Source organism: Spiroplasma endosymbiont of Melanargia galathea (assembly GCF_964031075.1).
Classification (GTDB): Bacteria; Bacillota_I; Bacilli_A; order Mycoplasmatales; family Mycoplasmataceae; genus Spiroplasma_A; species Spiroplasma_A apis.
In genome coordinates this window covers 1,055,026-1,074,975 of the sequence record NZ_OZ035000.1, presented here as the reverse complement: position 1 = coordinate 1,074,975, position 19,950 = coordinate 1,055,026, and the positions used below count along the sequence as shown (strand labels likewise).

General features: G+C 31.7%; 23 protein-coding genes. 21 read left to right on the top strand and 2 right to left on the bottom strand.

Annotated features, from left to right (window positions below):
- Position 1 precedes the first annotated feature (1 nt).
- The 18 genes from AAHM92_RS04840 (at position 2) to adhE (ending at position 15,400) form a co-directional block, all read left to right on the top strand.
- Positions 2–637, top strand: coding sequence for an adenylate kinase (locus tag AAHM92_RS04840; protein ID WP_023790149.1), 636 nt, complete (start codon positions 2–4; stop codon positions 635–637).
- Positions 637–1,407, top strand: coding sequence for a type I methionyl aminopeptidase (gene map, locus AAHM92_RS04835; protein WP_500222347.1), 771 nt, complete (start codon positions 637–639; stop codon positions 1,405–1,407). The genes AAHM92_RS04840 and map overlap by 1 nt, the downstream gene beginning before the upstream one ends.
- The gene (infA, locus tag AAHM92_RS04830) at positions 1,407–1,634 is read left to right on the top strand and encodes a translation initiation factor IF-1 (RefSeq protein ID WP_023790145.1); all 228 of its coding nucleotides are present in this window, start codon (positions 1,407–1,409) and stop codon (positions 1,632–1,634) included. Before map ends, infA begins: the two co-directional genes overlap by 1 nt.
- A gap of 31 nt (positions 1,635–1,665) precedes the next feature.
- Complete coding sequence (gene rpmJ, locus AAHM92_RS04825) at positions 1,666–1,779, top strand: 50S ribosomal protein L36 (RefSeq protein WP_020834730.1); 114 nt, start codon at positions 1,666–1,668, stop codon at positions 1,777–1,779.
- Positions 1,780–1,827: 48 nt separating this feature from the next.
- Positions 1,828–2,193 (top strand): 30S ribosomal protein S13, encoded by a 366-nt coding sequence (rpsM, locus tag AAHM92_RS04820; RefSeq protein ID WP_023790143.1) that lies wholly within the window; start codon positions 1,828–1,830, stop codon positions 2,191–2,193.
- 16 nt (positions 2,194–2,209) lie between these two features.
- The gene (rpsK, locus tag AAHM92_RS04815) at positions 2,210–2,602 is read left to right on the top strand and encodes a 30S ribosomal protein S11 (protein ID WP_023790141.1); all 393 of its coding nucleotides are present in this window, start codon (positions 2,210–2,212) and stop codon (positions 2,600–2,602) included.
- A 7-nt stretch (positions 2,603–2,609) separates the two neighbouring features.
- Complete coding sequence (locus AAHM92_RS04810; RefSeq protein WP_500222344.1) at positions 2,610–3,563, top strand: DNA-directed RNA polymerase subunit alpha; 954 nt, start codon at positions 2,610–2,612, stop codon at positions 3,561–3,563.
- A 15-nt stretch (positions 3,564–3,578) separates the two neighbouring features.
- On the top strand, positions 3,579–3,938 hold the full coding sequence (gene rplQ, locus AAHM92_RS04805; protein WP_023790137.1) for a 50S ribosomal protein L17: 360 nt from the start codon (positions 3,579–3,581) through the stop codon (positions 3,936–3,938).
- A gap of 55 nt (positions 3,939–3,993) precedes the next feature.
- Positions 3,994–4,779 carry a pyrroline-5-carboxylate reductase family protein gene (locus AAHM92_RS04800; protein ID WP_500222343.1) on the top strand — a complete coding sequence of 262 codons (786 nt, stop codon included), beginning with the start codon at positions 3,994–3,996 and terminating at the stop codon, positions 4,777–4,779.
- An 84-nt stretch (positions 4,780–4,863) separates the two neighbouring features.
- Positions 4,864–6,075 carry an AEC family transporter gene (locus tag AAHM92_RS04795; protein ID WP_023790133.1) on the top strand — a complete coding sequence of 404 codons (1,212 nt, stop codon included), beginning with the start codon at positions 4,864–4,866 and terminating at the stop codon, positions 6,073–6,075.
- Between the two features lie 13 nt (positions 6,076–6,088).
- Positions 6,089–7,081 carry an NAD(P)-dependent oxidoreductase gene (locus tag AAHM92_RS04790; protein ID WP_500222342.1) on the top strand — a complete coding sequence of 331 codons (993 nt, stop codon included), beginning with the start codon at positions 6,089–6,091 and terminating at the stop codon, positions 7,079–7,081.
- 276 nt (positions 7,082–7,357) lie between these two features.
- Positions 7,358–8,575, top strand: coding sequence for an energy-coupling factor transporter ATPase (locus AAHM92_RS04785; RefSeq protein ID WP_023790129.1), 1,218 nt, complete (start codon positions 7,358–7,360; stop codon positions 8,573–8,575).
- 353 nt (positions 8,576–8,928) lie between these two features.
- Positions 8,929–9,795 (top strand): energy-coupling factor transporter ATPase, encoded by an 867-nt coding sequence (locus AAHM92_RS04780; RefSeq protein ID WP_041612764.1) that lies wholly within the window; start codon positions 8,929–8,931, stop codon positions 9,793–9,795.
- A 52-nt stretch (positions 9,796–9,847) separates the two neighbouring features.
- Complete coding sequence (locus AAHM92_RS04775) at positions 9,848–10,714, top strand: energy-coupling factor transporter transmembrane component T family protein (RefSeq protein ID WP_407636229.1); 867 nt, start codon at positions 9,848–9,850, stop codon at positions 10,712–10,714.
- Positions 10,714–11,454: a tRNA pseudouridine(38-40) synthase TruA gene (gene truA / locus AAHM92_RS04770; RefSeq protein WP_500222340.1), complete on the top strand. Its 741-nt coding sequence runs from the start codon at positions 10,714–10,716 to the stop codon at positions 11,452–11,454. The genes AAHM92_RS04775 and truA overlap by 1 nt, the downstream gene beginning before the upstream one ends.
- A gap of 283 nt (positions 11,455–11,737) precedes the next feature.
- Positions 11,738–12,193, top strand: a complete 456-nt coding sequence (rplM, locus tag AAHM92_RS04765; protein ID WP_023790121.1) for a 50S ribosomal protein L13 — start codon at positions 11,738–11,740, stop codon at positions 12,191–12,193.
- Positions 12,193–12,597 (top strand): 30S ribosomal protein S9, encoded by a 405-nt coding sequence (rpsI, locus tag AAHM92_RS04760; RefSeq protein WP_023790119.1) that lies wholly within the window; start codon positions 12,193–12,195, stop codon positions 12,595–12,597. Before rplM ends, rpsI begins: the two co-directional genes overlap by 1 nt.
- A gap of 184 nt (positions 12,598–12,781) precedes the next feature.
- Positions 12,782–15,400: a bifunctional acetaldehyde-CoA/alcohol dehydrogenase gene (adhE, locus tag AAHM92_RS04755; RefSeq protein ID WP_500222338.1), complete on the top strand. Its 2,619-nt coding sequence runs from the start codon at positions 12,782–12,784 to the stop codon at positions 15,398–15,400.
- A 125-nt stretch (positions 15,401–15,525) separates the two neighbouring features.
- Here adhE and AAHM92_RS04750 read toward each other — a convergent pair whose 3' ends face one another.
- Together AAHM92_RS04750 and AAHM92_RS04745 are read right to left on the bottom strand one after the other, a co-directional pair.
- Positions 15,526–16,362 (bottom strand): hypothetical protein, encoded by an 837-nt coding sequence (locus AAHM92_RS04750; protein WP_500222336.1) that lies wholly within the window; start codon positions 16,360–16,362, stop codon positions 15,526–15,528.
- A 72-nt stretch (positions 16,363–16,434) separates the two neighbouring features.
- Positions 16,435–17,199 (bottom strand): type III pantothenate kinase, encoded by a 765-nt coding sequence (locus AAHM92_RS04745; protein WP_500222335.1) that lies wholly within the window; start codon positions 17,197–17,199, stop codon positions 16,435–16,437.
- A 99-nt stretch (positions 17,200–17,298) separates the two neighbouring features.
- On the opposite strand from AAHM92_RS04745, the gene coaD reads away from it, so the two are divergent.
- Genes coaD through AAHM92_RS04730 form a run of 3 tightly spaced genes read left to right on the top strand, consistent with a single transcriptional unit; the run spans position 17,299 to position 19,906 of the window.
- On the top strand, positions 17,299–17,721 hold the full coding sequence (gene coaD / locus AAHM92_RS04740; RefSeq protein ID WP_500222334.1) for a pantetheine-phosphate adenylyltransferase: 423 nt from the start codon (positions 17,299–17,301) through the stop codon (positions 17,719–17,721).
- Positions 17,722–17,732: 11 nt separating this feature from the next.
- Positions 17,733–18,716, top strand: coding sequence for a phosphate acetyltransferase (gene pta, locus AAHM92_RS04735; protein ID WP_500222333.1), 984 nt, complete (start codon positions 17,733–17,735; stop codon positions 18,714–18,716).
- Positions 18,716–19,906: an acetate kinase gene (locus tag AAHM92_RS04730; protein WP_500222332.1), complete on the top strand. Its 1,191-nt coding sequence runs from the start codon at positions 18,716–18,718 to the stop codon at positions 19,904–19,906. Before pta ends, AAHM92_RS04730 begins: the two co-directional genes overlap by 1 nt.
- Positions 19,907–19,950: the final 44 nt, after the last annotated feature.

Sequence of the window (19,950 nt, the reverse complement as noted above, 5' to 3'; positions counted from 1 at the left end):
AATGAATATTATTTTACTTGGTGCACCAGGTAGCGGAAAAGGTACTCAATCAGAACTTTTATGTGAAAAAAATGGATTCACCCAACTATCAACGGGTGATTTATTTAGAAAAAACATTAACAACAACACAAATCTCGGTATAGAAGCAAAAAAATATATGAATGAAGGTCAATTAGTGCCCGATTTAGTGACTAATGCTATGGTTAAAGACTACTTGAAATCAAAACACCAAAAGTTGATATTTGATGGTTTCCCTAGAACTATTGATCAAGCACACGCCCTTGATGAAATGCTTGCAGAACTAGATTCGTCAATAGAAAAAGTAATTTATATTGAAGTGGATGAGTCAATATTGATGGATCGTTTAACTGGTAGAAGGGTTTGTGAAGTGTGCAAAAGGAGTTTTCATATAAAAAATAGAAAACCTAAAATAGAGGGCATCTGTGATTATGACTCAGGAAAGTTAATAACCAGACCCGATGATTCACAAGATAAAATAAAAGTTAGATTAGATGCTTATCAAAAAGAAACGGCTCCTTTAGTAGAATTTTACGCTGAGAAATTAATCTCTGTTAATTCTTCTAACCTTAGCCCCCAAGAAGTTTATAATCAAATAGCTTCTGAGTTGGGATTCTAATGGCAGTAACTATTAAAAACTCAACTCAAATAGAAAAAATGAGGGTTGCAGGAAAAGTTTTAGGAGAAGCATTGTATAGCCTAAAAAAACTGATCAAGCCAGGCGTAAATTGCCTAGAACTAGATAAGTTTTTTATCGATTTTATAACCGAAAAAGGTTGTAAAAGTAATTTCAAAGATTATTATGGTTATCCAGCTCATATTTGTATATCAATCAATGAACAACTAATCCACGGAGTTCCAACCGATCGAGTTTTGCTGGACGGAGACATTGTTTCAATTGATGCTGGATGTATTTATGAGGGATACCATGCGGATTCTGCATTTACCACTATTTGTGGAACCAAAAGCACTAATTTATATGATAAACTAATAGATGTGACCGAAAAGTCACTATTCTTGGCAATTGAACAGGTAAGAGCCGGTGTGCGCATCGGAACCATCTCAGCAACTGTTCAAAATTTTATTGAAGGATATGGTTTTCAATTGCCAACAGATTATTCCGGTCACGGTATAGGTTTAGAGATGCACGAAGACCCATATGTTCCAAATGTGGGTGTTCAAAATACAGGAATGAGACTAATTCCTGGAATGGCAATATGTATTGAACCAATGGTTCAAATTGGTACTAATAAAACTGTGGTTGGAGATGACAAGTGAACAGTGTCATCTAGTGATGGTAGCATGACAGCTCACTTCGAACATACAATTTTGGTTACTGAGGGAGACCCAGAAATATTAACTTTATTTACACCAAAGGAGGAAAATTAATGGCAAAAGAAGATCATTTAGAAGTTGAAGGAGTTGTTGTTGAGGTATTACCCAACGCTGCTTTCAAGGTGAAATTAGAAAATGATATAGTAATAGACGCCCACGTGTCTGGTAAAATCCGCATGAATTACATCCGCATTTTACCAGGTGATAAAGTCACTATAGCAATTTCACCATATGACCCAACACGTGGAAGAATTACTTACCGTTTCAAAAATGGTAAGTAATAATTAGAACAAAAATCAGGAGGTTAAATAGATGAAAGTTAGATCATCTGTCAAAAAAATATGCGATAAATGTCGTGTAATTAGACGTAAAGGCCGTGTAATGATTATTTGTGAACAACCAAAACATAAACAACGTCAAGGTTAATCAATAATTTTAAAGATATTTTAATTTTATTTAGAAAGGAAAAGAATAATGGCTCGTATTAATGGGGTAGAGATACCTAACGAAAAAAGAGTAGTTATCGCTCTAACTTACATTTATGGTATTGGTTTATCAAGATCACAAAAAATCCTAGAGGCTGCAAAAGTAAGCGAAGATATTAGAGTTAAGGATTTAACAGAAGATAATATTAAAGCAATCTCGCAAGAAATTTCAAAATGAAAAACTGAGGGAGATTTAAGAAGAGAAACAGCATTAAATATCAAACGATTGATGGAAATTGGAAGTTATAGAGGAATGAGACACAGAAAGGGACTACCTGTACGTGGACAATCAACTAAACAAAATGCACGTACCAGAAAAGGCCCTCGTAAAACTGTGGCTAATAAGAAAAAATAGTAGGAGAGTTTAAACAATGGCAAATCACAAACAAAATAACAATCGTAAAAAAGTCAAAAAAAATATTGCTAAAGGTATAGCTCACATTCACTCTACTTTCAACAACACAATCGTAACTGTTTCTGATGAACAAGGTAATGTATTATCTTGATCAAGCGCTGGAGCCCTAGGTTTCAAAGGAAGCAAAAAATCAACACCATATGCAGCTCAAATGATAGCTGAAGCCGCTGGTAAAGGGGCAATGGATAACGGAGTCAGAACAATTTCAGTAGAAGTTAAAGGACCAGGTCCAGGAAGAGATGCCGCTGTAAGAAGTTTACAAGGTATCGGATTAGAAATTACATCAATTAAAGATACTACACCAATTCCTCATAACGGTGTGCGTCCCCGTAAACGCCCAAGAGGTTAATAATTAAATGAAACAATTCGCAAGACCAGAATTTACTTTATTAAAAGAAGAAAAAAATAAAAACTATGGGGAATTTAAAGTAGAACCTTTGGAAAGAGGTTTTGGTACCACGCTTGGTAACGCAATAAGAAGAACTCTTCTTAGTTCAACACCAGGTGCAGCTGTATATGCAATTAAACTTGCAGGTGCAGCTCATGAATTTACATCAATTGAAGGTATAGTTGAAAATGTTAGTCGTATAATTCTAAACATTAAAAAATTAGCACTTAAGATTGATGAAAAAATATTTGAAGATGATGATGTTGTAGAATTAACAATAAACTCTCAGACAGTTGGAGATGTAAAAGCAGGAGATATTGAAGTTCCTACGGGAGTGGAAATAATCAATAAAGATTTACATATATGTACAATTGCTGACGGTGGAGCTTTAAATTTAACTTTATTTGCAAAAAACTCAAGAGGTTATCGTTCATTCAAAGACAACAAAAAAGAGAAAATAACAGCGGATTCAATTACAATTGATTCAAACTATTCTCCAATAGTTCAAGTGGCTTATCACGTCGATGCTACTAAAATTGGTAAATCTGTAGATTTAGAAAAGCTAACTTTACAAGTTGAAACTGATGGAACTATTAGTGCAAGCGATGCTGTTGCAACCGCTTCAAAAGTTTTAGTTGAACATTTACAATTCTTCGTAAATCTAAACGATGAAATCAATGAACTTAATGTCATTGGGGTATCTAATGAAGAAGACGAAAAAGAATTAGATCGTTTAATTGAAGATTTAGACTTTACACAAAGAAGTTTAAATTGTTTAAAAAGAGCAAACATCAATACATTACGAGATTTAGTATCACGTAGTGAAGATGATATTCAAGAAATTAGAAACTTGGGTAGAAAATCATTAAAAGAAATCAAAGATAAAGTGGTCCAATTAGGATTAACTTTTAAACAAGACTAGAGAGGTGTACTTGATATGTCATACATTCAAAAACAAGGAAAAAACACAGCTTGAAGAGTCGCTTTAATGAGAAACTTAACTACTGAACTAATTATTTCAGAAAAACTAGAAATTACTGAAACAAGAGCAAAAGAGTTAAGAAAGCACTTTGACCATATGATTACACTTGCAAAACGTGGGGATTTACATGCTAGAAGACAAGCAGCTGCATGATTGAGACACACAAATGCATCAGAAAAGGAAACAGCATTACAAAAGTTATTTACAAGTCTTTCTAAAAGATTTAAAACAAGAAATGGTGGCTACACAAGAATTTTGAAACTTGATAGTCGTCGTGGTGATAATGCACCTATGTGTATCATAGAGCTAGTTTAAACAAATGTCCAGACGGACATTTTTTTTGTTTATGATTACATTAGGAGGATTTACTATGAAAAAAATTTTATTTATTGGGGTAGGTAGAATGGCAGAAGCTATTTTAAAAGCCTTATCTTTAAACAACCAAAATCAAGATGAAATTTATATTTTGAATAGAACTTGAAATAGGAGTGAAGAACTTAAAAACAAATATAAATGTAAAGCACTAAAATCAATAGAAGAAATAAATGCACATAAGTTTGACATCATTATCATTGGGGTTAGACCAGCTGATGTTGAAGAACTCTTTATGAATATGAAATGTGGGAACCTTGAGGGAATGTTATTAATCAGTATGGTAAATGCATTGAAAATTGAACATCTAAAAAAATTAGTAGGTTATGATATCAATATAATCAGAATAATTCCAAATATGAATGCAATGAATTTAAAATCAACAACCAGTTTTGCCATACATGGCGAAAATACGGATCTATTAAATTACGGTATATCATTAATAAAAAAATTTGGTAGTATTTATGAGATAAAAGAAGAAATCTTTCCTGCGTTTGTAGCTCTAACGGGTACTTCACCAGCATTTATATTCGAATTTCTTAAGGGTTTTGAAGAGTTTTCGCTTATGAACGGATTTACAAAACAGGAGAGTCAAGTGTTCTTAAAAGAGTGCATTATGAATTCCATAGAAAATGCATTTACATCGGAGAAGTCACTTGATGAACTAATTGACGAAGTATGTGTTGCGGGTGGTCCAACAATTGCTGGCCACAATATATTAAAAGATAAACACTTCAAAAGTATACTTATCGAGTGTCTAGAGACAGCTAAAAATAAATGCTAATATAGAAAAAAATTCCAAAAATAACCAAATAGAAAGTAATATTTCGAGTATACTTTAAATAGAAAGATAAAGGCTCGGAATAAAATGATATATAGTAAAGTTTCGGATGCTCTAATTACAACTCTTGGGTCATGAGGGATATGGTCAGCTATATTTGCGACAATTTTTGTTATTGGTATGGGTTATTTATTAGCATTCAAAGGAATATTTAAAGCTGAGTGAGAGAAAGTCTTAATAAAAATAGTAATGCTTGTTGGACTACCTGCACTAGCTTTAAGCGGTTTTTTAGTACAAAATGCTGATTCAGACATTACTCTTGATAACCTTAAAGGTGAGCTTGTAGTAATAATTATTGGTTTTGCATTTTATGCTATTATGTCTGTATCTTCAAAAATATTTTTCTTAAAGTACGAAAAGGACATCAAAGACACACTAGCAATGTGTATTGCGTTTGCTTCTACAACGTTTTTTGGGATACCAGTTGTAACAGCCCTTTTTGAAGGAACTGAGGCTAATGCTAGCAAACTAACAACGAATGTATTTAACGTTCCTTATAGAGTTTTTTTATACTCGTTTGCTTTCATAGTTATGAGTAAAAAACCTCTAATAGTTACAAAAAAAAGAAAAGATATGAATGAAGTCGAAGTAATTGAAAATAAAAAAATTAGGAAGCAGACTCTAAAAAATATTTTCTGCAACCCTATATTGATATGTACATTTATTGGTTTATTTATTTGATCAACACAATTAATACCAGGAATTCGTTGTCTAGATTTAGGAAGAACGATGACTTCGACGATGTCTAACGGTTCTAAAGTCAAAGAAAAAGTCCTAGATTCGCCCTTACGTTTTGATCTTTTGTTTCCACCATCGTTTAAAATTATTTCTACATTACAAACTATTTGCACTCCATTAGCTTGACTTGCTATTGGTATGACAATGAATAAGGGTAATTTAAAAGAAGCTATAAAAGACAAAACAGTATGATACGCATCGGTTATAAAAGTTTTAGTGGCACCTTTGATAATATTAATGTTTGTTATGGTATTTGCTTTTATTGGTTATCAGACCGGTTGATTCAAACTGACAAACATTCAACTTGTTTCATTGGTAATACTAACAGCTTCCCCACCAGCTAATGTGGTAGTAGCGTACTCGATTTCTTATCAAAAGGGAGCAAATCTATCTAGTAACCTTACTACTTTATCTACTTTATTATCTGTCATTACTTTACCAATATGGGTAGTAGTCGTTACAGCTATTAGTGTTCTACCCATATTTGGAGTTGTGACTTAAAGGAGAAATTTTTATGCGAATTATATGTTTTGGTGTGCGAGATGTTGAAGAAAAAATCTTTAACGATGTAAATAAGAAATACAATTATGAATTAACATTTACAAAAGAATTATTGAACCATAGTAACGTTAATTTAATAGATGGCCACAATGTTGTTCTTTTAAGAGCTAACTGTATTGCTGATGAAAAAAACCTGACTTACATGAAAAACAAGGGAGTAGAATATTGCTTTACTAGAACCGTTGGAGTTAATCATATAGACATTGATGCAGCAAAGAAATTAGAAATAAAAACAGCATATGTACCATATTATTCACCAAATGCCGTTAGTGAGTTAGCTCTCTCTATGGGTTTGTACATGATAAGAAATTTAAATTTAATGGCGGATAAAATGAATAAAAAGGACTTTCTAATTGATAATAATTATTTCTCTAAAGAAGTAAGAAATTCTATCATTGGAGTTATAGGAACAGGTAGAATTGGTTTTGAAACTTCTAAAGCTTGAAAAAGTTTAGATGCCCAAGTACTTGGTTATGATATATTTCCACGCTCAGATGCCAAAGGAATTATTGAGTATACATCATTAAATGAACTTTTGATGAAATCTGACTTGATTACACTTCATTGCCCGCTTATCAAAGGCCAAAATGAAGAGTTTATAAATAAAGACTCAATAGCAATGATGAAAAAGGGTGTAATACTTATAAATGCTGCAAGAGGGGAACTTATCAACTACAATGACTTACTTAGCGCTTTAGAAGTTCAACATATAAAGTCTGTGTGCTTAGATACTTTAACTAACGAGAGTGAGGTTTTCTTTAAAACACATGTCAAAGACCTCAATAATGCAACTTATGAAAAGTTACTCTCATTAAAACCAAGAGTTTTGATCACTCCCCATATTGGAAGTTTTACTGATGAAGCCGTTAAAAATATGGTGGAGATAAGCTTTGAAAACTTAAAGGAGTTTATTCAAACTAATTCATGTAAAAATATAATCAAATAAAGATGGGTTCATCTTTTTTTAATTATATACGTTCTTAGCTCCTAACATAATGAATACCTCTTTTAAAATAAGTAGTTTATGAGATATTAATACCTCCCTTTTTAGCAGATATTATAAACCAATAAGTGTAAAATTAGTATAAAATAGAGTTGGTTAAAAGCTTAATTTTTAATTATATTACAAAATATACTTGATTTTAACTCTAAATTATATAAAATATAATTTATTTTGTTAACATATTTGATATAATCAAAAATGTATGAAAGGACTAAATTTATGGAAAATAGTAATGTTGAAGTAATGAAAGTTTTGACAACTAAAGATTTAAACGATTTTAAATTAAAACTAAACGAATACAATGATAAATTAGTTCGTTCAAGTCAAAGAGTAATTGTGGCAAAGGCAAAATATGCAAAAAGAGATGTTGATAAAGATTTTGTAAAAAAATATGAACTCGAATATAAAAATATGAAAACTGAGTTTAAAAACTTTGCTAACACTAAAATATTTTTGGATAATTTTAAAATGGAAGCACAAAAACTTAATAAACATAAAAAAGGCAGCGAAGAATATTGAAAAAGCTATGAACACTATAAGACAGCTCAATACATTTACAAAGAAGCCAAAAATGCAATAAAAGACCGAGGTCATAGTGGAGAGTTAACTAAATTAAGTGACATCGCACTTAAATTAACCAATGTTTCTTTTAAATATCGTGAAGACTACCCATTGGCTGTTAAGGAAGTTAGTTTAGAAGTAAAACACGGGGATTATGTAACTATAATTGGACATAACGGGAGTGGTAAATCAACCCTTTCAAAAATAATCATTGGTGTTTTGCAACCAACAGCTGGGAGCATAGATATTTATGGAAATAGAGTTACTGGAAGTAACATAAATATAGCAAGAAAATTTTTAGGAATTGTTTTTCAGAACCCTGATAACCAGTTTATAGGATCAACAGTTAGAGATGATATTGCTTTTGGTTTGGAAAATAGAAGAATGGCACCATCAAAAATGGGTGACATCATCGAGGCGTCCGCTAAAAAAGTAAATATGCATGAATTCTTAGACCACGAGCCACTAATGTTGTCGGGAGGACAAAAACAAAGAGTTGCTATCGCATCTGCCTTAGCTCTTTCACCAGATATATTAATTTTTGATGAAGCTACAAGTATGTTAGATCCAAAAGGAAAAACAGAAGTAAAAAATATAATGGTTGAATTAAAAAACACAAGAGAGAAAACTATCTTTTCGATTACGCACGATATGGATGAAATTCTTAATGCGGATAAAGTAATGGTTATGAATAAAGGGGAACTGGTAAAATTTGGTTCTCCAAAGGAAATTCTGGCCGACAAAGATTTTCTCCGTTCAATACACCTAGATATTCCTTTTGTTGCTCAGGTTGAAGAAGCTCTTGAGGAGCTAGGAATAAAGCTAGAGCATAGTAATAACTTAGAGGAGTTAGTGAATAAAATATGTCAAAATTAAGAGATGCTACACCCGAAGAGAAAGCAAAACTAATAGTTGAAAAAAAAGCTTCAAAAACAAAATACAAAAATCATGTTCGTGAATTAACTATCAATCAAAAAAAACAAACTAAAATAAGAAAACAAAAACACAAAGAAATAATAGCTAATATTAAGAGTGACTTATCTAAACAAAAAGAATATCAAAAAGAGTTGAAAGATTACAAGAAGGCAGATTTACAAAACACTCCAGAAAGAGTAAATGAAGTAAGAAATTGATATAATAACCTCGAAACAAAAACTAAGAGCGATAAAAAGTCTTACAAGAAAAAACTTGCGAAAGCTAAAAATACGTATTTTGATTTCTCAGGTGAAATCAAGTTAGAAAATGTTTCATTTACTTACGGTATCAATACACCTTTCGAGTTTCGAGCACTTAACGGAACTAATTTAACAATACAAAAGGGTAAAATAACCGCCGTAATTGGAATGACGGGTTCAGGTAAATCAACCCTAATTCAGTTGACTAATGGTTTAATAACAACAGAAACCGGACGTACAATCGTTGGGAATTACCCAATTTTAGCTTCAACTAAAAAAATTAAAGAAGTTAAAGACTTGAGAAGGGAAGTTGGTTTAGTATTTCAATTTCCTGAGTACCAACTATTTCAAGATACAATTGAAAAAGACATCGCCTTTGGACCTATAAACCTTGGAGCAGACAAAGAAGAAAGTTTAAAAAAAGTACCAGATCTACTTAAGATGGTTGATTTGCCAACTGATTACGCAAAAAGAAGTCCATTCGACTTATCTGGTGGTCAAAAAAGAAGAGTGGCTATTGCAGGGATAATTGCTATGGACGGAAACACATTGGTATTAGATGAGCCTACTGGTGGTTTAGACCCGCAAGGTGAAGAAGACTTCATGCGTTTATTTTACAACTTGAATAAAGAAAAGAAAAAAAGAATTGTTATAGTTACCCATAACATGGACCATGTATTGCAGATCGCTGATGAAGTTATTGTGATGCATAAAGGTAGGGTTATTGCAAAGGATTCCCCATTTAAAATCTTCTCAAACAAGGAATTGCTTGAAAAGATTGAAATAGAACCACCTAAATTATATAAAGTGGCTCATGGTCTTAAAGAAAAGGGAATTGACATTACCGCAAAGGAATTTAGAACAATTAAGGAATTAGCACTTGCAATAAAAGAATCTAGAACAAAATTAGGGGGAAAATAGTATGAGAATGGTTTTTGGTAGATACATGCCACATAACTCTATAATTCATAAAATGGATCCAAGAATTAAACTTTTCATGATTCTTTGTCTTATTGTTATTATTTTTCTTAAAATTGGTTTTACGGGTTTTGCAATAGCCGGTACTCTAATTATGGGATTGTTTTTCGTAAGTAAACTAAATTTTAAAATGCTGTGAAAATTATTTACCCCGATATTGTTTATCTTTATTGTGTTGATTTTAATTAATTTTTTTATGTTAGCACCCTTAGCTTCTGAAAACATTGATTGAAAAATGCTCTCTCAAAGCGCAAGATGAGGTGAGTCTAATGAGTCCGGATATATTTTTAATTGAAAAAAAATTTATATATCTGAAAAAGCATTTTATAGAGCTTCATATATGACATTAAGAATATTCTTGATGATAACTTTAACCACTATTTTGACTGGAACCACACAACCATTAGAGTTGACATTAGCAATTGAAGACTTATTGTGACCACTAAAGTTAATTGGTATACCAGTTTATATATTTTCTACAATCATTTCGATTGCTTTAAGAATGATACCAACGCTAATCGATGAGGCTGGAAGGATAATGAAAGCACAATCCTCTAGGGGGATAGATTTTAAAAATGGTAAATTAGCGGATAAAGTCAAGTCAATGACGTCTTTAATAATACCATTATTAGTTTCAGCGTTTCAAAAGGCTGAAGACCTAGCATACGCAATGGACTCAAGAGGATATGATCCACACGCAAAAAGAACCAGATATCGTCAAGTGAAATTTAGAATTTGAGATTGATTTATTTTCATATCTGTTATGTCTATAATAGTATTTTTATTCATCTATAGTCACGGTTACTTTGATGTTCTAAATGTGATTAAAATGCCAAGACTAGATAAAATACTTGATATTTAATGAAGAATTACTATGTTTTCACCTTAGAATATGATGGAACAGATTTTTGTGGATGAGCAAAACAATCAAACCAAAAAACAATACAAGGAGCTTTAGAAAAAGCTATCTTCAAAGTTACAAAAGGTACGAGTTTTAGACTAGTCGGGGCTTCTAAAACAGATTCTGGAGTACACGCAAAGGACCAAAAAGTTTGAATAGAACTAGATTTTAAACCTATTTTTCCTGGTTTTATAAGAGCTATAAATAGTTCATTACCACTCGGAATAATGATTAAGGACTTTGAATCTGTGGACGCTTCTTTTAAGGTAAGAAACTGTAAAGAAAAAATATATAAATACATTATCAAAACTAATAAAAGATCGGTTTTTGAAGACCGCTTTTATTATGTTCCAAAGAGACCCTTAAACTTCGATAAACTAAACGAAGCATTAAAGTTATTTATTGGAGAGCACGATTTTATCAATTTTTCAGGTCTAACAAAGTCAGAGGCCGAGGTAATAAATACTAAACGTGAAATAAAAGATATAACACTAAAATTTTCAAAGGATATTTATACAATTGAGTTTGTAGCGAAAGGTTTCATAAGATATCAAATTAGGATGATCCTTGGAGCAGCATTTGCATATGCATTAAACAAGATTGAGAAATCAGATATAATCAAAGTCCTTAATAAGGAAGCTAATAAACTCCCATACATTGCAGACCCAAGGGGACTAATTTTGTATAAAATTACATATTAATTGATTTGTTTGTGTAAAATATAAATGTAGTCGTTTTGAATTATATAACGTCTAATAAATCAGTAGGTAGTATGTATTGCTGCAGTTTTTTTGAATAATTCCATAGTGTAATAAGGGAAAACTGCATAATATATGATAGCTACAACGACTACAAAAAAACGCAGAAGCGTTTTTTTTATTGTTTTTACTTAGTTTTTAATACCTAATTATACAAAAATTTTAAAAATAATATATAATATATTTGCTTACTCACTAGCCCCGGAAGCGAAGGAGAAAAAAGCACATGAAACAAACTACACTAATTAAAACGGCAGACATTGCCAAAAAGTGATATGTAGTTGACGCAACTGATGCAATTTTAGGTAGATTATCTACTGAGGTTGCAACAATATTAAGAGGAAAACACAAACCAACTTTTACACCACACATCAATAATGGAGATCATGTAATTGTTATAAATGCTGAAAAAGTAGTCTTAACTGGAAAAAAAGAAAATGACAAGAATTATTATCATCACTCAATGCACCCAGGTGGATTGAAATCAAGAAATGTTAAAACTCAACGTCAATTGTTTCCAGAAAGAATTGTGGAAAGAGCTGTTCGTCTAATGTTACCAAAAAATGTTCAAGGTTCAAACCAGTATCGTGCATTGCATGTTTATGCAGGTCCAGAACATCCACATCAGGCACAAAATCCAGAAGTTTTAGTGTTAAGTTCAAAAAAAGGAGATAATAAATAATGGCAATAAAGAAAAATGAAGCAATGTACAGAGGTACAGGTAGAAGAAAATCTTCTGTTGCCCAAGTTATTTTAACTCCTGGAAATGGTGAAATAATCGTTAATGGCTTAAAAGCTCTAGACTTTTTCCCATACGCAACATTAGTACAAGAAATGGAATTACCACTTGTGGCAACTGGAACAAAAGAAGACTTTTCAATTAGAGTTATGGTTAAAGGTGGAGGTTTCACAGGTCAAGCTGGAGCGGCACGTTTAGGTATAGCAAGAGCACTTTTAGAGGCAAGTAAGGATTACAAAGCAGAATTAAGAAGCAAAGGCTTATTAACTCGTGACGCTCGTGTTAAAGAACGTAAAAAATATGGTTTATATGGAGCTCGTAGAGCGCCTCAATTCTCAAAACGTTAATATACAATATCATATGCGCATATGAACACCTTACAAAGGTGTTTTTTTTAACTTTAATTAGCCTATAAATTTTTTTTTACTTTGGAAAAAGTTCTATCTTTTTAAAATAAAGCGGTAGTATTTATCAGGAAGTGTCATAATTATTATGGAAGGATAAGTAAGGGATCTTACTTAATGAAGGATAATGCAAATGGAAAAGTTATCTAAAATATTCAAGGAAGCACAAAAAGCTTACGAAGATTTTTCATCTTTCTCTCAGGAGAAAGTCGACAAAATATTCAAGGCAGCTGCTATTGCGGCTAATGAAAACAGAATTGCTTTAGCAAAAATGGCAAAGCAAGAAACTGGTATGGGTATTATTGAAGACAAAATATTAAAAAATCATTATGCAAGTGAGTTCATCTATAATAAATTTAAAGATTTACAAACTGTAGGTACATTTTACTCTGATAAGAGTCTTGGTATCGAAAAAGTATACGAACCAATAGGAGTGATAGGTGCTGTTATACCTACTACAAACCCAACATCTACTGCCATTTTTAAGTGTTTGTTAGCAATCAAAACTAGAAATTGTATCATTATTTCACCACATCCAGGTGCTAAAAGAAGTACGATTGAAGCCAGCCGAATAGTCTTAGAGGCAGCAATAAAAGCCGGTGCACCAAAAGGCTTTATTGGTTGAGTAGATGAACCTTCATTAGAAAAAACTGAGTATGTTATGAAAAATTCAAATATTATTTTAGCAACCGGAGGTCCGGGTATGGTGAAATCAGCATACTGTTCTGGGGTACCTGCAATTGGTGTTGGTTCAGGAAATGCACCAGCCATTATAGATGATACTGCCAATATCGATATGGCTACATCATCAATTATTCAATCTAATACTTTTGATAACGGGGTTGTTTGTGCTACTGAGAATTCCTTGATAGTTATAGATACTATATACGAAAAAGTTATTAAGTCATTTGAAAGTAAAAATACTTATTTAGTAAGAACTGAAGAAGAAAAACAAAAGTTTCGAAAAGCAATGTTCAAAGAAGGTAAATTTGGTCTACTTAACTCTGAATTAGTTGGGCAAAACGCGCAAAAAGTAGCTGAACTTGTTGGTATTAAAGTTCCAAAAAATATTAGATTTATTCTGGTTGAAGCGGAAGACACTTCTTACAAAGAAGCGTTGACTCATGAGAAATTATCAACCTATGCTTCAATCTATAAAGCGAATAATATAGAAAGTGCCGTTGAAAAAGCTAGGGACATATTAAAGATGGGTCCTGGTCATACAGCTTCGTTATGAACAGACTTAAACAAGCAAAAAAAATCACTCGAGCTTTTTAAAACTTTGAACCCTGGTAGATTGCTTATAAATCAACCATCTGCATTCGGAGGAATTGGAGATATGTATAACTTTGGTTTAGAGCCAAGCTTAACACTTGGTTGTGGTACTCACGGGGGCAATTCGTTCTCTGAAAATGTAGGTCCTTTAAACTTATTAAATATCAAAACTGTTGTAGAAAGAAGGGATAATATGCAATGGTTAAGAATACCTGAGAGAATCTATCATAAGTTTGGTTCACTAAGTGTTGCACTTGAAGATCTTAAAGAATGAGGGACTCAGAAAGTTTATATAGTAACAGACAAAATCATTAATCAATTATATGGTAAAAAAATAACTTCTGTATTAGACACAATGAAAATAAAATATGCTATTTTTGATAGGGTTGAACCAAATCCAATGCTTTCTACAACTGAGGCAGGTGCAAAAGAAATGGCACTATTTGCACCAGATGTTATCATTGGCTTTGGTGGTGGTTCATCAATGGATGCCGCTAAACTAATGTGATTGATGTATGAAAATGAAGGCGATAAACTAAACTTTGCTGAATTATCATTAACATTTGCAGACATAAGAAAAAGAATTGTTAAGTATCCAAACACAGGAAAAAAAGCTAAGATGATTTGTATACCCACAACATCTGGAACTGGTTCAGAAGTCACACCATTTTCTGTAATCACTGATGATAAAAATCATAAAAAATATCCTTTGGCTGATTATTCATTAACACCGCAAATGGCAATCATTGACCCTGAATTAACATTGTCAGTACCAAAAAACGCAACGAATGCACCTGCATTAGATGCTTTGACTCATTGTATGGAAGCCTATGTATCAATTATGGCTACGGATTACACTGATGGTTACGCCGTACAAGGTGCTCAAAATATATTAAACTATCTTTCTAGAGCTTATCATAACGGAACAAATGATAGAGAAGCGCGTGAGAAGGTTATGAACGGTGCAACTTTTGCTGGAATATCATTTGCAAATGCTTTCTTAGGAATTGTTCACTCTTTATCACATAAAGTTGGAGGTTACCACGGTGTTGTCCATGGCGCAGCCAATGCAATCTTACTACCCTATGTAATAAGATATAATGCTGGTTGTATTATAGATGGCGGAAAACAAACTTATTTCTCTCAGTTCGAAACACAAAACTCTCTTGAGAAGTATGCTAAAATGGCAAGACATTTAAATATTAATGGTAAAACTAATGAGGAACTAGTTGACGGATTAATAATGGCCATACAATCATTAACAAAAGAAGTAGAATTACATTCATCTTTTAAAATGTATGGAGTAGACGAAAACAAATTCTTAGAATCATTGGATAGTATGGCAGAGGATGCATTTGACGACCAATGTACTGGTGCTAATCCAAGATACCCCTTGATAGAAGATATCAAAAATATTTATTTAGATGCATATTATGGAAAACCCATTAAAAAGTTAGGGAAAGATAAATAGAATAAAACTTTTGTAAAAATACGCCCAGATAGGCGTATTTTTAAGTACTTAATCTACTGAAATACTAAAAATTTTTATAATAAAAAAAACATCTTCAAGCACTCCGAGAAGTGTTTTTTTGATGTTTATCTATATTTATGATTCAATAATTTTAATTTAGGTTCTATTGCTGCATATAAGACGTAAACTATTGTAAATCTTAAAACCTCAATAAAGAAAAATACTATAAATGTAATAAAGTATTTTTGTTTAAATGAATCCCAATTAACTTCATTTTCGTGATCGTGACCTTCGTGGTCGTGACCTTCGTGGTCGTGACCTTCGTGGTCGTGACCTTCAGCACCTGTTATTTCACTCAAATAAAGTGATAAAACAACTATAAATGCGAATATTGCCGAACTAATTAGCACAAACGGTATAATTGGCATTCATCTTTTAAACAAGTCTTTCTTTTTAACAGGGTCTTTATGGTAGTATGAATTCCTTGATATTACATAATAAAATGTTCACATTAGCCATATAAGTAAGACATATCCAAATGAATCTAAGACTATTGAGTAAATACTGTGTTCCGAATGAACAGCGAAATGTACATAAGGGACAACAAATGCTACTAAGCTTGATATTACTGGTCCTAAACTACCAATAGATAATATTATGATTGTCACATCTAAGTAACGCACACTTATCATACCCGCAGGAGTAGGGATACTTAAAAACTTTTCTCCTATATACCCGTCTAAGATAGTACAAATAAATGCCAAGGCCATAAAAAAACCTGCTAGTACAAGTTTGTATATCATATTTCGTTTACCAGTAATTAATAAAGTGTTTATGAAAGCAAAATCCTTATCTTCAATATCATCGTGTTGACCTTTAGAGTCAAAGTGATGTTTTCCATGATAATGATCTTTTAATTTCTCTTCATTGCTATGTTCTGGAACATTGTGTTCTTTTTTCATTATTAATTCCTCCTGATAAAATTATATACTAAATTATAAAATTTATAATCTTTAATTATAAATTTTATAATTTTACTTTTTGTTGAGACTCAAGAAGATTGATATAAGACCCTTAAAAATGAGTGATTCGTCATATATGAATTTATCCGTTTCGATATTTTTCTTATATGTTTGGGCGTATCCACCCGTAAATATAACACCATCAATATTCATGAAATTGGTAAGTTCTTTTAGAAGCCCTTTTATCATTAAATAATGGCCGTTATAGGTTCCGACACTTATAGCGTCAAATGTGTTTTTTCCAAAATTTAAGTTAGATAATGTATAATCTTGTTTCTCTAATAATGCACAATTTTGAATTAATCCTTTCATCCCTGATTCCAGACCTGGTGAAATTGTTGTACCAACAAATTTCTTATCATTAATAACTGATAAAGTTGTCGCGGTACCCATTGATACGATAATAAAATTTTTAAAGTTGTAACTATTAAGGGCTCCATAATAATTAGCAATAAAGTCAGCACCAATTCTTCTAACGTCATCTACTAAAAAAGTCTCGTTTGTGACTAACTTTTCTTCTCTAACATTATATAATTTAACTCTTTTCTTATGTGCTAGTGCTCTAACAACATCGTTTCATTGAGGTACTACTGAAACGTATATTACAGCATCAAAAGAAAGTTTTAAGCTTTCTATTTTTTTAATAATAATATTTGAAGAACGGTATTCATTACTTTTAGATAATGCTTTGAATACCTCATTAGTAATGTTGGTTTCTGAGTCTCATAATCTAATATCAACAGTTGTATTTCCAATATCAATCATCAAAAGTCTCATAATTTCCTCCGAAACAATATAATTTTACCTAAATTTTATAATAAAAAAGTTTTTTCCTATATTTGTCTTAAAATAAAGTAAATATAGGAGAGTGAGTTAATGAAAGCAATTTACCCAGGTAGTTTTGACCCTTTTCATGAAGGACATTTAGAGGTGTTAAAAAAAGCCTGCAAGCTTTTTGAAGTTGTTTATATTGTAATAACTAAAAACATTTTTAAAAATACAAACCCTAACCTTTCGAGTAGAAGATCTCAAATAGAAGAAAGTGTAAAAGGTTTGGGGAATTGTATAGTTTTAGAAAACAAGGATGTTTTGACGGGTGAATTTGCCCGGAACTTAGGTGTAAACTACTTAATTAGAGGAATAAGAGATAAAAGTGACCTTGACTATGAAATAGAATTAGCAGATGCGAATAAAAAAATATTTCATGATCTAGAAACAATCTTGTTTATAGCTGATACAAACAAAAGAGAAATTTCTTCGACACGTTTGAAAGAAATTCACGATTATAAATATAAGTAAGGAGAAAATAAATGTATTCTATAAGTGACTTAAACGTTTTAATAAAAAAAAATAAAAATAAAAAGACTATCGTTTTTCCTGAGGGAACAGAAACAGCGATAGTTCAAGTGGCAAACAAAATTATAGAAGAAGAACTTGCAAATGTTATATTGCTTTACAACAATAAGAATGAAATACCTAGTACTTTAAATAGCAAAATAAAAACTTATATAGTTGGAGAAGTTGACAAGTCTATGGTTAATCTCTTAATGGAGATAAGAAAAGGAAAGATTACAGAAGAAGAGGCATTAAATTTAGTTACAAAAAGAAATTATTTTGGAGCATTACTTGTTAAGTTAGGAGAGGCTGATTGTATGGTTTGTGGTTTGAGTTACACTACTGCAGATACTTTAAGACCTACATTACAAATCATAAAAACTTCTGATAGTTATTCTATTGCTTCTTCAGTTCTTATTCTTTCAAAAGACGAAGAACAAATAATCTTTACTGATTGTGCACTAAATGTAGACCCTTCACCAAGACAACTTGCTGAGATTTCTGTTATGGCTGCAAACTTTGCTAAAGATATGAACGTTAAGGATGTCCAGGTATCCTTATTAAGTTACTCAACTAATTCATCTGGCAGTGGTCAAATGGTAGAGAAAGTAAAAGAGGCTGTCAATATATTGAATGAAAAAACAAATAATGATTTTATTTTTGATGGTGAAATGCAATTCGATTCCGCCTATGTAAAAAAGGTAAGAGATAAAAAATATTCAAGCTCAAAAATTACTAAAGAAAAACCAGATGTTATGGTTTTTCCAGACCTAAATTCTGGGAATATTGGTTATAAAATCGCACAAAGGATGGGAGGATACAAAGCATCCGGCCCCTTTATTTTAGGTTTGAATAAGCCTGTAAATGATCTTTCAAGAGGAGCTACATTTCAGGATATATATGAAACATCCATAGTAACAATTTTTCAAGCATTACAAAGAAATGGAGAAATTAATTAATGATTTTAATAGTAAACGCAGGAAGTAGTTCTATAAAGTTTAAGCTTTTTGATACTTCAAACTTAAATAATCCTATATCTATAGTAGAGGGGATAGCAGAAAGAATTAATGTTGATGGTAGGTTAATTATTAAAACAAAGACCGATAAGTTTGAATTCGATGATTCAATGAAAAATCACGACGATGCTGTTCAATCTATACTAGTAAGATTCAAAGATTTAAAATTAATAAAAGATTTTGATGATATAAAGGGAATTGGTTTCAGAGTAGTTCATGGTGGAAATAAGATTTTAAAATCTGTTGAACTTACAGAAGAAAATAAAAAAATAATCGAGGAAAATATCAAACTAGCACCATTACATAACCCTGGGGCTCTCACAGCAATTACAGCTTTTGAAAAGAAACTGGGTAGGGCAAAACTTGTAGGTTGTTTTGATACCGCTTTCCATCAAACTATGCCAAGAGAAAACTATTTATATGCAACTCCTTATTCTTGATTTCAAGATTTCTCCCTAAGAAAATACGGTTTTCACGGAATTAGTTATCAATATATAACCGAAAAAATGTCCGAAGTATTAAAAAAAGATAAGGAAAATTTAAACTTAATTGTATGCCATTTAGGTAACGGTGCTAGCATGTGTTGTATTAAAGAGGGTAAATCTTTTGATACAACTATGGGTTTAACACCCCTAGCAGGTCTTATAATGGGAACAAGAACTGGTGACATTGATCCATCGATTTTACAATATATGGCTAAACAGTTGGACAAGAATGTTGAAGAGATAACTGACATACTAAACAAAAAGTCTGGTATATTAGGTCTTTCGGGAATATCTAGTGATATGAGAGACATAACAGAAGCCATTCGAAATGGAGACAAACAAGCCACAATGGCATTAGATTTATATACGCAAAAAATTGCTGATTTCATCATTAAGTATACAAATCAGTTAAATGGGAGTGTTGATGCAATTGTATTTACAGCTGGAATTGGCGAGAATGCTGCAGATGTAAGAAACGGAGTAATAGACAAAATTAACATCATACCGTTGGATATAGATGAAGATCAAAATCTAAAATCTTATGATGAACATTTAGAAATATCATCGGCAAAATCATTATACAAAATACTCAAAATGCGTACTGATGAAGAGTTAATGATTTGCAAGGAAACTTTAAAATTTTTATAAAATAAGAAACTCAGGTTGCTGAGTTTCTTTCTTTTGTAACGCTT